19 protein-coding genes are annotated in these 15,544 nt (G+C 42.5%); 1 reads left to right on the forward strand and 18 read right to left on the reverse strand.

The window, feature by feature from the left end; translation table 11 throughout:
• Window positions 1-6: 6 nt before the first annotated feature.
• The 18 genes from FZ952_RS02585 to FZ952_RS02665 form a co-directional block, all read right to left on the reverse strand.
• Window positions 7-333 (reverse strand): hypothetical protein, encoded by a 327-nt coding sequence (locus FZ952_RS02585; RefSeq protein ID WP_148880477.1) that lies wholly within the window; start codon window positions 331-333, stop codon window positions 7-9.
• Between the two features lie 8 nt (window positions 334-341).
• Window positions 342-638, reverse strand: coding sequence for a hypothetical protein (locus FZ952_RS02590; RefSeq protein ID WP_148880478.1), 297 nt, complete (start codon window positions 636-638; stop codon window positions 342-344).
• 10 nt (window positions 639-648) lie between these two features.
• The gene (locus FZ952_RS02595) at window positions 649-1,989 is read right to left on the reverse strand and encodes a hypothetical protein (protein WP_148880479.1); all 1,341 of its coding nucleotides are present in this window, start codon (window positions 1,987-1,989) and stop codon (window positions 649-651) included.
• Entirely contained in the window at window positions 1,980-2,543 is a 564-nt protein-coding gene (locus FZ952_RS02600) for a hypothetical protein (RefSeq protein WP_148880480.1), read from the reverse strand. Before FZ952_RS02600 ends, FZ952_RS02595 begins: the two co-directional genes overlap by 10 nt.
• A 362-nt stretch (window positions 2,544-2,905) precedes the next feature.
• Window positions 2,906-3,559 carry a phosphate signaling complex protein PhoU gene (gene phoU / locus FZ952_RS02605; protein WP_148880481.1) on the reverse strand — a complete coding sequence of 218 codons (654 nt, stop codon included), beginning with the start codon at window positions 3,557-3,559 and terminating at the stop codon, window positions 2,906-2,908.
• Window positions 3,560-3,609: 50 nt separating this feature from the next.
• Window positions 3,610-4,368: a phosphate ABC transporter ATP-binding protein PstB gene (gene pstB, locus FZ952_RS02610; protein ID WP_062198602.1), complete on the reverse strand. Its 759-nt coding sequence runs from the start codon at window positions 4,366-4,368 to the stop codon at window positions 3,610-3,612.
• 27 nt (window positions 4,369-4,395) lie between these two features.
• Window positions 4,396-5,199 (reverse strand): phosphate ABC transporter ATP-binding protein PstB, encoded by an 804-nt coding sequence (pstB, locus tag FZ952_RS02615; protein ID WP_148880482.1) that lies wholly within the window; start codon window positions 5,197-5,199, stop codon window positions 4,396-4,398.
• Between the two features lie 11 nt (window positions 5,200-5,210).
• Window positions 5,211-6,095, reverse strand: a complete 885-nt coding sequence (gene pstA / locus FZ952_RS02620) for a phosphate ABC transporter permease PstA (protein WP_148880483.1) — start codon at window positions 6,093-6,095, stop codon at window positions 5,211-5,213.
• Entirely contained in the window at window positions 6,085-7,002 is a 918-nt protein-coding gene (pstC, locus tag FZ952_RS02625; protein WP_148880484.1) for a phosphate ABC transporter permease subunit PstC, read from the reverse strand. The genes pstA and pstC overlap by 11 nt, the downstream gene beginning before the upstream one ends.
• A complete protein-coding gene (locus FZ952_RS02630) occupies window positions 6,999-7,883 on the reverse strand; it encodes a phosphate ABC transporter substrate-binding protein PstS family protein (RefSeq protein WP_148880485.1) in 885 nt (294 codons plus the stop codon). Before FZ952_RS02630 ends, pstC begins: the two co-directional genes overlap by 4 nt.
• Before the next feature lie 98 nt (window positions 7,884-7,981).
• Window positions 7,982-9,295 (reverse strand): RsmF rRNA methyltransferase first C-terminal domain-containing protein, encoded by a 1,314-nt coding sequence (locus FZ952_RS02635; protein WP_148880486.1) that lies wholly within the window; start codon window positions 9,293-9,295, stop codon window positions 7,982-7,984.
• A gap of 1 nt (window position 9,296) precedes the next feature.
• Window positions 9,297-10,067 carry an inositol monophosphatase family protein gene (locus FZ952_RS02640; protein ID WP_187423849.1) on the reverse strand — a complete coding sequence of 257 codons (771 nt, stop codon included), beginning with the start codon at window positions 10,065-10,067 and terminating at the stop codon, window positions 9,297-9,299.
• Window positions 10,057-10,335, reverse strand: a complete 279-nt coding sequence (locus tag FZ952_RS11540; protein WP_062198614.1) for a UPF0223 family protein — start codon at window positions 10,333-10,335, stop codon at window positions 10,057-10,059. Before FZ952_RS11540 ends, FZ952_RS02640 begins: the two co-directional genes overlap by 11 nt.
• 3 nt (window positions 10,336-10,338) lie before the next feature.
• A complete protein-coding gene (locus FZ952_RS11545; RefSeq protein ID WP_187423850.1) occupies window positions 10,339-10,737 on the reverse strand; it encodes a Spx/MgsR family RNA polymerase-binding regulatory protein in 399 nt (132 codons plus the stop codon).
• 111 nt (window positions 10,738-10,848) lie between these two features.
• The gene (locus tag FZ952_RS02650; protein ID WP_316246190.1) at window positions 10,849-11,778 is read right to left on the reverse strand and encodes a bifunctional riboflavin kinase/FAD synthetase; all 930 of its coding nucleotides are present in this window, start codon (window positions 11,776-11,778) and stop codon (window positions 10,849-10,851) included.
• Window positions 11,779-11,803: 25 nt separating this feature from the next.
• Entirely contained in the window at window positions 11,804-12,682 is an 879-nt protein-coding gene (gene truB / locus FZ952_RS02655) for a tRNA pseudouridine(55) synthase TruB (protein ID WP_148880488.1), read from the reverse strand.
• Between the two features lie 3 nt (window positions 12,683-12,685).
• The gene (locus FZ952_RS02660) at window positions 12,686-13,492 is read right to left on the reverse strand and encodes an alpha/beta fold hydrolase (RefSeq protein ID WP_148880489.1); all 807 of its coding nucleotides are present in this window, start codon (window positions 13,490-13,492) and stop codon (window positions 12,686-12,688) included.
• A gap of 51 nt (window positions 13,493-13,543) precedes the next feature.
• The gene (locus FZ952_RS02665) at window positions 13,544-15,136 is read right to left on the reverse strand and encodes a DUF2130 domain-containing protein (protein WP_148880490.1); all 1,593 of its coding nucleotides are present in this window, start codon (window positions 15,134-15,136) and stop codon (window positions 13,544-13,546) included.
• A gap of 187 nt (window positions 15,137-15,323) precedes the next feature.
• Between FZ952_RS02665 and FZ952_RS02670 the strand changes: the two genes are divergently transcribed.
• A partial coding sequence (locus tag FZ952_RS02670; protein ID WP_148880491.1) for a transposase occupies window positions 15,324-15,544 on the forward strand: 221 nt, incomplete at its 3' end.

Here is a 15,544-nt window from a genome sequence, read left to right on the forward strand (position 1 = left end):
TGAAGTTCATGATTGCTTTGTTTCTTTCTTCAGTGCGTCCAATTTTTTATTGTACAAGCGATTTTCTTCTTGACAGACTTCATTCAGTCGATCTTCGTAACGCCTCATTTTCCGCTCAAAAGCTTCTCGATTTTTCTCGATTTGATTTAATATATAAGATGAATCAACAGGCGAACTATGACGACAGAATGATATAACCCAATTACTCATTTCCTCCGAAAAATTTCTAGCCTCCCGTTTCATATCGTGATAATCCCATTCCAATTCACTGGCTTTTCTTCGAAATGCTATATGTTCATCGTCTAATTGTGCCATCCGCTTTTTTGTATCCATAAAACCTCCTATAGAATTGGGCTCATTAAATTAGGTGTTGAGATTTCAGTTAAAACATTCTTAATCGATTCGGCTGCTAATCCGGAAAAAGCACCTTCCAAATCGGCAGGAACTTGAACTGATGAGAATGATTTCATCGTCTCAGCCTGATTGGTAAGCCATTCTTGCAATAGACGACTTTCTTCAAGGAGAGTGGCTCTTTTGGCTGAGATTAATCCTTGAATAGCCAGACGTTCCTGTATCCTCAGATACTCTTTTTTGATACGCTCTGCTTCTGCTCGATCTTCTATAATTGGTTCAATCATACGCTTCCTCCTATAATTCCCCAAAAATCTGGCTGCCTTTTTGGTCAATTTCTACGATTCTATCAGCTGCCTTGTTTAATTTACCTGCTATACTTGTCATTTTCGTCTGATATGAGTTGGCCGAGGAAAGAGTTGCTGCTTCTATTCCAGTATTCCAAGCTATCTCAAAGCTCAGCTCGGATAGTAAATCCTCTATCTCTCCACCAGAAAGGTTATGAGCCAGCGTATACGCTGCCGATCGTAGTTCTGTTATGTGCTGAATGACACTTTCCTTGGCATTTGCAAGTTTATCTTTGATCGCCTGCTCATATTCCTCAGCTTGTAGCTGAGCAGTTTGCGCGCTTGTTCGAACAAGCTCCTCTCTCAAACTAATCGTTTGACTGCCTGAACTAGTCTTCAAGGAAGCGTGCAGTTCACCAATGCGTTGTCTATTTAAAGTGAGTAGTTCTTGCTTAGAAGGTTCTGGAGTAAAAGAACCATATTTTTCTAAATATTCTTTTACATAAGATTCTGGATCTGTACTGTCAAACCATGTCTCTAGCTTAGACAAGTCAAATTTTTCAGCAGCCTTAGCTTTTCTTTTAGCAATCTCCCTAACTTGCTTTTCAGTCATGCCGGAACAGAAAAGACTATTTTTTACATACCAATTAATATCTAGACTATTACCTTTAATCTTTAGTAAGCCAGCATTATGATGTTTTCCCTCTACAGTAAATACTTTTCCATACGGAATGATCCCCCCATGACCATCCCAACTTGTTAAATCTTTCCCCCGATCACTGTATGAATGTAAGTGTTTATTAAGATAATTAAATTCTTCATCACTAATCCCTCTATAATCGGCTGTATTTTTTGTCAACGAATTCCACGCATCCCAGTCCATGAAATTTGTAATCTTCTGGACTTTCATTTCCGCAGCTACTTTAGCAACTGCTGGTCCCGCTTGACTAAATCCCGACATATTACTAATATCGACTTCTTGTCCTGTTCCAGCCATTTTTTTAGCCTTAGATAATGATTGGTTATAAAACTCCCGAACGTCCTTTGTCTGTTCTGTTAATTGATTTCTTGCCATTACTGCATTGAATCCAGATTCTAAAACATGATTATTAATGTCTCCACCGGGAGCTTGAGTTCCAGCAACGACAATAGTAGTTTGGCTGTAATCTGGCTTACCTTCCTTATCAAGAGGTGCAACAGCAATAGCTTGGGTGGTTTCGTTGACTTCGTTGATTAGCCTATTCTTATGATTAGTTCTGGGGATTGTATAGTCTTTTCCAGCATCGCTTTCTTTTATTATATCAAGCACATTGACTTGTAGCTCTTGCATTTTTTCATCTGTCAACGCCATTCCAAATGGTCTCCTTTCTTAATTTCTGTATTATAGACAATTTCCGCTTTTTGACTACCTTTTTCACTTTTCACCACATCTTTTAGTTGACCAGCATTGACAAGCGCTTCAATATTTTCATCAATTTCTTTAACAGAATTAAGTTTTGCATTTTCAGGTAAACATTTACTATCAGATATATCAATAAATTCACTACCAACTCTTATTTCAATGATTTCTTCATCCAATCCATCAAAATCGAGTCTGATACTACTAAAATCATCATAATGAGCAAATGTTCGATTTCCAATTTTTTTACCTAAATACGCCTTATCTCCATATTCATCATAAACTATAGGAACAATATTGGCATGAAACATATATCGTCCGTCACCTCCTCGAACTAGTATAGGTGAAAACTCTATTCTGCTTATTCCTGAATAGTACTCTTTGATATAAGTTGCCAGTTGCTCTTCCAACAAATGAAATCCGCGTTTGTAAAGTTTTACTCCTTTATCGTCTAAAACGTCACTAACATTATACGGCGAGTTTTGGTGCTCAATCCATTTTGTCATACAGTATCCCCCTCCTGAAACTAGAAAGAATAAAATTGTCAGACTGACAACAAGTTTTTTCTTCATAACCATACCTCCATTATAGTATCCTATAAAACAACGCTTTCAGTCATCGCTTTCCCACATTGTAGCATCATTTTTTAGTATTGTCCCCTATCGTCTTTTTCTATCGTTTCAGCCAAAGATGGCTTCCTCAATCATCTAGGTAAAATACACTGGTTTATTTTAGGTTTTTAGTCCTTTGAAATCCCAATTCGTCCATTATCTACCTAAAGGCTAGGCATCTATCCTTTTAAGCTCGTTTTACCGTTTTCTTCATTAAAACACAAAAAGACAAGCTTAGCCTGTCTTTTTACTATCTATTATAATTCAATAATCTTACCTGTTTCGAAGTAAACTACCCACTCGCAGATGTTTTTAGCGTAGTCTCCGATGCGCTCCAGATAAGAGATGACTTGAAAGTAATCGCGGCCAGTCACAATCAGTTCTGGATCATGTTTGATTTCTTCAGTTGCTAAATCACGAATATCATCAAAATGTTGGTTAATTTTTTCATCCATAGCTGCGATAGCATAGGCCTGATCCACATTGCCATTCAGATAAACATTGAGGGTTTCTTCTACGAAATCCTTGACGTCGCGGCCCATTTTCTTAATCTCTTCTTCAACAGACTGGATGCGTACTTCGCCTTTCATCCGAATGGTAGCTTGGGCGATAGACACGGCGTGGTCTCCCATCCGTTCCAAGTCGCTACTGGCCTTCAGTACTGTAATAACTGTCCGCAAATCCTGAGAAACGGGCTGCTGCAAGGCAATAATTTCTAGAGATTTTTTCTCCAACTTCACTTCGTATTCATTGACTTCCGCATCATCTTCAATGACCTGCCGAGCCAAATCACGGTCATGGGTTACAAAAGCTCGAACTGTACGATTAATCTGCGACAGCACTTCATTTCCCATAGCATAAAATTGATTATGGAGTTTTTGTAAATCTTCTTCAAATTGTACTCTAAGCATAATTTTCCTTTCATAAGCTTTTTCTGATTCCTTTTGATAGAATCAAATTTTTAACCAAATTTACCAGTAATATAGTCTTCAGTTTCTTTATTAGCTGGGTTCATAAACATTTCTTTCGTCTCATTAAACTCAATCAAATCACCGCCCAAGAAGAAGCCTGTTTTATCCGAAAGCCGAGAAGCCTGCTGCATGGAACGGGTCACTAAGAGCATGGTATAGGTGTCTTTGAGTCCATACAGAGTTTCTTCAATCTTACCAGCAGAGATTGGATCCAGCGCTGACGTTGGCTCATCCAACAGGATAATTTTCGGACGAGTAGCCAATACACGCGCTACACAGACCCGCTGCTGCTGACCTCCGGAGAGACCGATAGCCGAATCATGTAAACGGTCTTTCACCTCATCCCAGATAGAAGCCCCTATCAAGGAGCGCTCTACCGCTTCATCTAAGATTTGTTTATCCTTGACACCGTTGATCCGCAGGCCGTAGACAACATTTTCATAAATGGTCATCGGGAAAGGATTGGGCTGCTGGAAAACCATGCCAATTTCCTTGCGCAACTCCACCGTATCTGTCCGAGGACTATAGATATTGTGTCCGTTATAGATGACCGTACCTGTCGTTGTTACTTCTGGATTCAAATCACCCATGCGGTTGATAGCCTTGAGCAAGGTAGATTTCCCTGAACCTGATGGTCCAATCAAGGCAGTGATTTCATTAGGCATAAAGTCCAAGGAGACACTATTGAGTGCTTTCTTTTTATTATAATAAACCGACAAGTCCTTGACTTGCAAAATAGGTTCTGTCATAAGTTCATTCCTTTAGTTTCTTCACCTTTAACCAAAATGACCAGATACATAGTCATTGGTAGACTGCAATTTAGCATTTTGGAAAATATTGGCAGTCTTGTCGTACTCAATCAAATCCCCCAGATAAAAGAAGCCGGTGTAGTCACTGGCCCGGGCAGCCTGTTGCATATTGTGAGTCACGATGATGATCGTATAGTCCTTTTTGAGCTCAAACATAGTCTCTTCCAGCTGCATGGTCGCAATCGGATCCAGCGCAGATGCCGGCTCGTCCATGAGCAAGATATCTGGCTTGACCGAGATAGCTCGGGCAATGCAGAGTCGCTGCTGCTGGCCGCCTGACAAAGTCAAGGCCGACTTATGAAGATCATCCTTTACTTGGTCCCAAAGCGCGGCTTGCCTGAGCGAAGTTTCAACAATCTCATCCAAAACTTTCCTATCTCTCACACCAGCCCGCTCATGGGCAAAAGTGATATTGTGATAAATGGACTTGGCAAATGGATTAGGACGTTGAAAGACCATGCCGATGTGCTTACGCATTTCGTAAACATTAATATCACGACGATTGATGTCAATTCCTTCATACCAAATTTCACCAGTCACACTAGCAATATCAATCGTGTCATTCATGCGATTAAGACTGCGGAGATAGGTCGATTTCCCTGAACCAGACGGTCCAATCAAAGCTGTGATTTTATTCTTTTCAAACTGCATATCAATGCCCTTGATGGATTCTTTTTTACCGTAGTAAACATGCAGATCCTTAGTCGAAAGGGCTATCTTTTCTTCAGGAAAAGTAATGATATGTTTTTCATTCCAATTATATTCTGTCATTGCTTCTCCTTTTATGCAGAGGTTAATTTCTTATGCAAGTAGGCACCGAGTTTGCGGGCTCCAAAGTTGAAAATCAAGATGAAAATCAGGAGCACAGCTGCTGATCCTGCTGATACCACTGTTCCATCAGGAATGGTTCCTTCACTATTGACCTTCCAGATATGGACGGCCAGTGTCTCCGCCTGCCGGAAAATCGAAATCGGACTGGTAATGCTGAAAATATTCCAGTTAGACCAATCCAGAGCTGGTGCAGATTGACCCGCAGTATAGATCAAGGCAGCTGCTTCGCCGAAAATCCGACCAGAAGCAAGAACAATCCCTGTCACAATCCCTGGCAGAGCTTTGGGAATAACAACATGTAGCACCGTTTCCCAGCGGGAAATTCCCAAAGCTAGACCTGCTTCACGCTGTGTATGGTGAACGTGGCGTAAGCTATCCTCGACATTCCGAGTCATCTGAGGCAGATTGAAGACAGTCAGAGCCAAAGCACCTGAGATGATAGAAAAGCCATACTCAAACTGCACAACGAAAATCAAATAACCAAAGAGTCCGACAACCACGGACGGCAGCGAGGATAGGATTTCAATACAGGTACGGACAAAATTAGTCACCGGACCTTTTTTAGCATACTCAGCCAGATAGACTCCCGCTCCCATCGAAAGGGGAACAGAGATAATCAGGGTAATCACCAGCAAGAAGAAGGAATTATAAAGCTGAATCCCAATACCACCGCCAGCCTGATAGGAAGAAGATTTACCCGTCAGAAAAGACCAAGAGATATGCGGCAATCCTCTTACCAGAATATAAAGAATCAGAGAGGCAAGGATAGCAACAATGATACCAGCTATCGTGTAGAGGATACCAGTCGCCAATTTATCTAATTTCTTAGCGTGCATAGTTTTTCTTACCTCTTTCTTTTGTAATCAATTTAATCACACTGTTAAAGGCCAGACTCATCAGAAGCAAGACGAGAGCCAAGGACCAGAGGACGTTATTGTCCACTGTTCCCATAACGGTATTTCCGATTCCCATGGTCAAAACGGAAGTCAGGGTCGCCGCAGGTGTTGTCAGAGAGGTTGGAATCACCGCAGAGTTACCAACGACCATCTGAATGGCCAAGGCTTCACCGAAGGCACGCGCCATTCCAAAGACCACCGCTGTAAAAATACCTGAGCGAGCAGCCTTGAGTGTTACCCGCCAAATGGTCTGCCAACGCGTAGCGCCCATAGCCAGACTTGCTTCACGGTAGTGACGCGGCACAGCACGAAGACTGTCTGTTGTCATAAAGGTCACGGTCGGCAAAATCATGACAAAAAGTACGAAAATACCAGACAAAATCCCAAATCCGGTACCACCAAAAACAGTCCGAACAAAGGGAACAACAACCTGCAAGCCGATAAATCCATACACAACAGACGGAATCCCAACCAAGAGCTCGATCGCAGGCTGAAGAATCTTGGCCCCTTTAGGCGACACTTCAGTCATAAAGACAGCTGCTCCAATAGCAAATGGCGTTGCAATCAATGCTGACAAAATCGTAACAATGAAAGACCCCAAGATCATGGGCAGAGCACCGAATTCCTTACCTGACGGATTCCAAGTGGAGCCAAATAAAAATTCAAACACATTGACTCCGTTGACAAAGAAGGTCGATAAGCCCTTTTGTGCTACGAAGATTAAAATCATGGCTACAATCAGTACGATTAAAGACAGGCAGGCAAAGGTGATATATTTACCAAATTTTTCCAGACGAGAGTTTTTCGAAGGGGATAGTAATTTTTTTGCTAATTCTCCATTTCTCATTTGCTATCTCCTTTTAAGCTCGTAACATTTCCATCAGCATCTTTGCTAACCTGCATTTCCTTGATGGAAATATAGCCCATTCCTGAGACGATTCCATCCTGAACTTCATCTGACAACATGTAGTCCAAAAACTCTGCTGCCAGACCAGTCGGCTTGCCCAATGTATACATATGCTCATAAGACCATAGTGGCCAAGCATTGGTCGCAACATTCTTAGCCGTTGGCTCGTAGCCATTGAGCTTCAAAGTCTTGACAGAATCATCCACGTAAGCAAAGGCCAGATAAGAAATAGCTCCAGGAGTTTGGGAAACAATGGACTTAACCATCCCATTTGAATCCTGTTCCTGACTTTGAACGGCTGATTTACCAGCCATAATGACACTGTCAAACGTAGCCCGAGAGCCAGAACTTGCAGCACGGTTAATAATTGAGATCTCTAGATTTTTCCCGCCCAGCTGCTTCCAGTTTGTAACCTCACCGGTAAAAATCTTCTGCAACTGCTCCGCCGTTAAATTATCGACAGACACTTCTTTATTGACAATCACGGCAATTCCAGCAACTGCTACTTTGTGGTCAACAAGGGCTGAAGCATCAATCCCTTCTTTTTCCTCAGCAAAGACATCTGAGTTGCCAATTTCAACCGCACCAGACTGAACCTGAGACAAGCCAGTACCTGATCCGCCACCTTGAACATTGACTGTTTTTCCAATGTTGGTCGAACCAAACTCATCCGCTGCTGCTTCGACAAGCGGCTGAAGAGCTGTCGAACCAACGGCAGTCATGGACTCCCCTCGGTCAATCCAGCTGGAACAGGCTGATAGGCTGACTGCAAATAGGACTAGAAGCACTGACAAAATCAGCTTATATTTTTTCTTCACCATTTTTTTCCTCGAAATCTTGAGAATGATAGTGGAATGTCTATTTTGAAAGAAACTGAAAATCCCACTATATCCACTATAACATAGAAAGAGGGCTTTGCCTAGTCTTTTGAACGAAAGCGAAGCCCTTTAGGGAAATAATTTTTCAAGGTATTTCCAGTAATTTTTGCAAAGCCCAGACCATTGCCTTGGGCAAGCACTTGATACCAACCATTTGGATAGTTTTGAGAGAGTTGAACCGTCTCACCTGCTACATATTTACCAAACGCCTCGTCATCAATCTCAAGGACTGAGACGACTTCACTAGGCCTCAAGGCTAAACCTAAGGCAAAGCTCGGTTCAAAGCGATTTTTCTTAAATTCTCCTAGATGCAGGCCATTGCGAGCAATTTTCAGCTTGGACATGTCTGGCAGTCCAGCTGGCAGCAGATACAGATTGTCTCCAAAAGTATCTAAATGTCCTTCTAGCTCAATTTTTAGATGCTTTTTCTGGAAATCTTGCCAGAGTTTTCTTTGCTCAGCTGTCAATTTATTTTTGGCTGCCTTGATTTTTTTAGCAGATTGACTTCCTGTAAAGCGAAATTTCGCTACAAATTGTCCTTCTCCTTTGAAATGGTGGGGATACATACGAGCTGTTTCTGGAAAATCAATCCCCGCAACCATGCCATTGACTTTTGATATTTCAAGCAATTCCAAAGGAAAATTCTCTAAAAGCCAAGTGACAATTTCTTCATTTTCTTCTGGTGCCCAAGTGCAAGTTGAATAGACCAGCTGTCCGCCTGTCGCCAACATCTTGACAGCGTCCTCTAGAATTTCTCGCTGGAGACGAGCACACTGAGCCGGATATTCCGGACTCCAATACTGAGTAGCATCTGGCTGCTTGCGAAACATCCCTTCGCCAGAGCAAGGAGCATCCAGAACAATGAGGTCAAAATAGCCCTGATAAACCTTAGCCAATCTATCCGCAGATTCGTTGGTGACAAGAACATTTCGCGCTCCAAAACGCTCAATGTTTTCTACCAAAATTTTACTACGTTTGGCATTGATTTCGTTAGAAACCAGCAAACCTGTATTTTCTAGATAAGAGAGTAAATGGGTAGATTTTCCGCCTGGTGCAGCCGCTAAGTCCAAAACTTTCATACCCTTTTGCGGTGCTGCAACTTGTGCAACCATTTGGGCAGCCGGCTCCTGAGAATAAACTAGCCCCGTGACGTGTTCTGCTGATTTGCCTGACACTTTTCCATAATAGCCCCAATCTGTGTTTGGGATAACATCCGCAAATTCTTTCTGATTTTCTTTTAAAGGATTGCTTCGAAAGGCTGAAATCGGATCTTGAACAAAAGTCGCAAAAAAAGCCTCTGCTTCCTGACCCAAGAGCTTCTCATACTTTTCCTTAAAACCTACTGGAAAGTCCATACTAGCCTTTTCCCTTTCGTAAATACTCTTGTAGTTCGCCCAACTTGCACTTTGGTGCAATCATAATCGGCTCTTTGGTCTGGAAATTCGGCTGGCCGCCATCTAAAGTCTGAATGACAAACCCCAATTTGTCAGCCATCACGTAGGCCGCTGCATAGTCCCAAGGCCAATTATAAGAGAAATAGGCCGCCAAACCACCAGAAAGGGTCTTTCCAAAACTAATCCCAGCACTGCCATACACACGTACGCCTAAGCAAGCACGAGACAAGTCAGCCAGCCCCCAGTGATTATGCTCCAGCATACTAGCATTTGAAGCGATGAGATATGCTTGCAAGGGTTTATCGATAAAAGCAGACAACTTTCGCTCATTGCAGTAAACATCAAAAGCCCCGCCTCCATGAAAAAGCTGGTCCCGCGTCACATCGTAAATAAAGCCGAACTGGCCCTGCCCATTTTCAAAATAAGCCAACATCACAGCAAAATCAGCTTGCTGGGTAATGAAATTATTGGTTCCATCAATGGGGTCAATCACCCAGACATTCCCATCTGAGATGTCGTGTCGCAGGTCATTTTCCTCTGCCAAAATCGCATCATCAGGATAACGAGCCAATATTTTCTCAACCAAATCATCCTGAATTTTTTGGTCCATTTGGGTCACCAAGTCAGTCGGACTGCTCTTTTGCACGACATCTAAATCATCATGCAGATGCTCCTTTAAAAAAACACCTGCCTGACAAACTATTTCTTTCGCAAAATGAAATTTATTTTCCAAGAGAAATGCTTCCTTTCCCTTTTCTTTTAGCTTCCTGAACAGCACGATAAAGCGAATAGCCGCTGACAGTCTCAAATTCACGGCCTATTCGCTTCTCCTCACCTTTGCTGGGAACAATTTTTTTGAAGACTGCATAAGACTGGAGCAGTTGTTCCGCTTGAATCTTCTGTTCGTAGGCTTGCTCTACATCATTAAAAAAAGAAAGCACTGAAGCAAGCTCTTCAGTGCTCCACGATAAGTCTAGTGGGTAACTATAATTTTTGTCCATATTTTAAATATCAGCACGCATGGTTGCGGCTCTTAACTCTTCCTTCCGATAACCTCGAGGTAAGAAAGCACGTATTTCATCTTCATTGAAACCAATTTGCATTCGTTTGCCATCAAGGATAATTGGGCGACGCAAAAGACTAGGGTTTTTCTCAATCAACTTAATCAGCGTTAAAATCGATAAATCCTCTACATCTAAATCCAGTTTTTGAAAAATTTTTGAACGAGTTGAAATGATGTCATCTGTGCCGTTTTCTGTCAATGAAAGAATATGCTGCAATTCTGAGGCAGACAGAGGGCTTGTCATGATATTATGCTCCGTAAATGGAACTTCATGATTAATCAACCAAGCACGCGCCTTGCGGCAGGAAGTACAACTCGGCGATAAAAATAGTGTAATCATGCTTTTCTCTTCTTATTTTATATAATAACTAACTCTATTATACTAAATTTAATTTGGATTGACTATATTTTTTTGAAAATTACTGCCGAATGTCATGAAATTATAAATTTTTCAACTATTTCGATAAGCAGTCCAACTTTTAGCGACCTGCTCATCACTCTGCAGCTGAGCAACGAGAGTATCGATCCCATCAAATTTGACCATCTCCCGAATCTTATCCAACCAAATAATTCGAATGGTATCGCCATAAATTTCCTCAGAAAAGCCAAAAATATTGACTTCAAAACGGAGCTCATCACCTTCAAAGGTCACGTTCTTGCCGACACTAGCCATGCCTCGATAAAGCTTGCCATTGTGCTCAACTTCCACAATATAAACACCATCTGCTGGTAGGATCACTCGGTCCAGCGGCGCCAAATTAGCCGTAGGATAGCCAATCGTACGGCCTCTGGCATTGCCATGGACCACGATTCCGCGAGTAGACAAAGGATAACCCAGCAACTGATGTGCCTTGGAGACATCACCACTCTGCACAGCTTGACGGATACGAGTAGAGGATATTTTTTCATCATCCTGGTTGACCGATGAAATGATAAGCACCTGACCATCAAAATAATCTGCTAGCTCATCTGCCTTTCGCTTGTCAGAACCGAAATGATAGTCAAATCCCGCTACAACTGCCTTTGCTTTGAGCGCAGAGACATACTTATCAAAAAATTCTTGGGCTGTGTTCTTAGAAAAATGGCTGGTAAAATCAATCAGATAAAGATAGTCCACACCTAAATTCTCTAGGTGAGCAGCGCGTTCTTCGGGATGATTCAAATGCAACATCAACTCTGGCTGATAGCGGACGAAAGCCAGCTTAGGTGACTCTGGAAAAGTCAGCACCGCAATTTTCAGCCCTTGCTCAGCCGCAATTCTCTGAGCTTGCTTAAAAAGTGTTTGATGACCCTTGTGCAAGCCGTCAAAATAACCTAGAACTAGGACGGTGTCTTCTTTCTGGATAATATCTTTTTCATTTTTTATTTTAATCGTTTTCATCATTTTTCTATTTTATCACAAAATATCAGAGAAAGACCTTTTTAGGCTTATAAGACTGATCTCTTTTTTCTAAGATGGCGATGAGTTTGCCTTCATGAAAACCAGCCAAGACTGTCTCAGCATTTTCAATGGGAATAAAACGACCATAACGCACTTCTTCTAATTGGTCTGCTGTCAGTTCTAGCTTAGGCAGGTCACCGGTCCCCAGCTCCAGAGGCTGAAGGAATGTGAAATCTTCTGCTGCTACTCGCTCTGCTATTTCATCCAAGGTCAAGGCATCATCTAAACTCATACCCGCCGAGGAAGTCCGTGTCAGCTGGGACATGTGACTGGCCAAGCCAAGCTTGGCTCCCAAATCAACAGACAGGGTTCGGACATAGGTCCCCTTGCTGCACTTCACTCGAAAACGAAAGCGGGCTTGCTCATCTTCGTAGGAAATCGGACTGGTGCGTTCAAAGCTATAAATGGTCACCTGCCGCTCTGGCCGCTCCACTTCTTGACCCGCTCTTGCATACTCATAAAGCTTGCGGCCATTGACCTTGACTGCAGAGTACATGGGCGGAATCTGGCGAATCTCACCGGTCATGGACTCCATGGCTTCATCAATGAGAGCTTCTTCTAAAAGTTCCGTCACTGGCGTCCGCTCTAGGATGTCTCCGCTGGCATCCTCTGTCGTCGTTGAGCATCCCAGCGTAATTTCACCTTCGTAAACTTTGCCCTCCTCCTGCATGAACTCAACCAAGCGCGTCGCCTTGCCCACAGCAATCGGAAGTACCCCGACCACATCTGGATCCAAAGTCCCACCGTGACCGATTTTCTTAGTTCCTAAAATTTTGCGTAGCTTAAATACCGCATCATGCGAGGTCATGCCCGCTTCTTTTCTTAAGTTGATAATTCCGTTCATTGGTTAACTTTCTAAAAATACTAAAACTCTCTTTTGGAAATCCTTATGCTTTTCATAGAGTGCATGGCCACAGTCTGGAAAAATAGTGAGCTGGCTATCTTTGATATGTTGATGTAATTCGAGCGAAGCTTCTACGCTTAGAACATCATCTTCTTCTGCTCCAATGATTAGCGTAGGACAGTTGATCTTTTCCAGAACTGCCAGACTAGCATGTCTTAAGCAAGATATGGCCTGAATAGCAATCCGCTGTTTATCTTTAATGCGACCAAAGATTCCCATTATTCGATAAAGATATTTGAATTTTCCAAAGGATTTAGCCGTATAAGAGTGACTTGCAATATCCAACATCAGTTCCTTATAGGATCCCGTCTGACTCAACTCAAGCCAGCGAGTAATCCGCTCCCTACCAAGATTATTCAGTTTCGCAGTTGTAACTGTCAAAATCAATTTTTCAACTCTTTCCGGGAAATCTGCTGCCAACCACTGAGCAATCATACCGCCTTGGGAAATTCCTAGAACAGCTTCCGCTTTCAGCCCTAAGACCTCCATAGCTTCAGCTATATCAGTCGCCATATCTCGTGTTGTATAATTTTCTGGCAATTCATTGATTCGGCTAAAAACATACACTTGGTAAGCTGTTGCGAATTCCCTATAAGATAGGGCAAGCATTTGCGCCATTCCCTTAAGAGTCGCCAAACCATCCCCTAGACCTGGGATGATGAGCAGAGGTTTCTTACCTTTTCCAAAGGTCACATAGTCCATGCTCTTATCGTTAAAATGCAGGACATGATTTTTTGCACGATAGACCATATTCAGAAGCCTCCCGAAATCTTACTTACAAGAATAGTTCAAGGCCTGTTATTACTTTTTCAAAGCCTCAAACTTAGCTTTCATAGTAGGGTTTTTGCGTGTCAGTTTTTTGACAGAGACGTCGTCCAATTTGTTGTTTGCCAAGCGTAGCTGGTTTTCAGAGGTTGTCAAGAATTTTTTGATTTCTTCCATCCGGCGGATGGCCTTGTCAATCTCCTCGATGGCCTTGCCAAAGTTGGTTGAAGCAGACTGATAGTTCTTGGCGAAAGCTACTTTAAAGGCATCCAAATCTTCCTCAAAATGCGTAATATCAATGTTCTGCTCCCGCACCAAGGCCAGTTCCTGCTTGTACTGAAGCGAGTTGAGCGCAGCATTACGCAAGAGGGTAATCATGGGTAGGAAGAACTGAGGTCGGATAACATACATCTTCTCATAGGCATAGGACACATCGACAATACCTGAATTGTAAAGCTCGCTATCAGCCTCAAGAAGTGTCACCAGAATAGCATACTCACAGCCTTTCTCCCGCCGATCCTTATCCAACTCTTTGAAGAAATGCTCGTTTTTCTTCTTGGTCGCTGTCTCATCGCCTTCATTTTTCATCTCAAACATGATGGAGAGGATTTCTACACCATTTTCATCCACCTCACGGTAAATGTAGTCACCCTTGCTGCCAGTTCTGGCATCATTGTCCTTGCCAAACTCCGCTCGTGGAAACATAGCCATACGATTCTTGTTAAACTCGTACTCGCAGTGCTGCTCTAGGCTTTCACCAATCATCTTAGTAGACTGCTTGGCTTTGAAATCCTTGTAAAACTCTATGGTCTCATCTTTCTGCCGCAACTCTACCTCATAGCGCTCTTTGAGCGAGGTCTGAGCCAGCGCTGCTTCCTTTTCTTGCAAAACTAGCTGATTCTTTACCTCGTCCCGCTCTTTTTCCAGCTCAGACAAGGTCTTTTGTAGTTGATTTTCATGCTCCAATTGCAGAGTTTTCAGCTGACTTTCCAATTGCTGAACTTCCTTATCCTTCTCCTGCAATTGAAGACTAGCTGCCTGCTCCGCCTCTTTCTTAGCCAACTCCTGCTGGGTCTCAAACTGAGCAATCCGACTTTGAAGTTCTACGATAACTTGATTTTGGTCTGCTATACGCTTATCGTAGTTTTTTTCAACTTCTTGCTTTACTAACTCTCTCTCTGTCTCAAAATGACTAATCTTATGATGTAAATCAGCAATTTCCTGCTCCTTCTCTGCTAGTATGAGCTGTTGCTTATTTTGAGCCTCTTTTTTCGCAAGCTCCTGCTGACTATCAAATTGAGAAATTTGATTACGAAGCTCCGTGATAGTCTGATCCTTGTCAACTATAGATTTGTCATACTCTTTCTCAACTTCCTTTTTGACTAACTCTTTTTCAGTTTCAAACTGATCAATTTGGTGCTTTAGTCGACTGATTTCTTGATCTTTTTGAGCGCTGAGAGTCTGCTGTGCATTCTGCGATTTTTGCTCTGCTAAAGCCAGTTCCTGCTCAATCCGAGCATGAATCTCCTTGTCAAACTCTGCTGTCCGAACCTGCGACAAAAGCTCACTGTACTGGCTCTCATTGACTGTAAAAACCTCCCCACAGTTGGGGCATTTGATTTCGTTCATAGGGTACCTCGTTTAAGACATTTCTATATCTTATTATAACATTCTTCCCTGCAAATGAAAAACAGCAAGCCAAAGGGGCTCGCTGTATCAATGTAGCGTTACAATAGATGTGAGACCTGAGTACCAAAAAAGAAGAAACCTTGATAGGATTAGTTCTGACACAACCATCAAAAAAAGGAGTCTTCTCATGAATAGTATACCACAAAACATCCGCTACCTGCCACATACTTTGGATACCCGCTATCACGCTGTCAAAACCTATCGCAACGGTACCTCTGTCGCCTTTATCTGCCGGAGATACAAAGTCTCAAAAGCCTCTCTTATGCGTTGGAATAAACGGTTCGATGGAAGCAAAGAATCTCTAAGAGACAAATCCCATCGCCCTCTGACCCCTCATCCAAATAGTCA

The organism is Streptococcus sp. Marseille-P7376 (assembly GCF_902460385.1).
GTDB classification, from domain to species: Bacteria; Bacillota; Bacilli; order Lactobacillales; family Streptococcaceae; genus Streptococcus; species Streptococcus sinensis.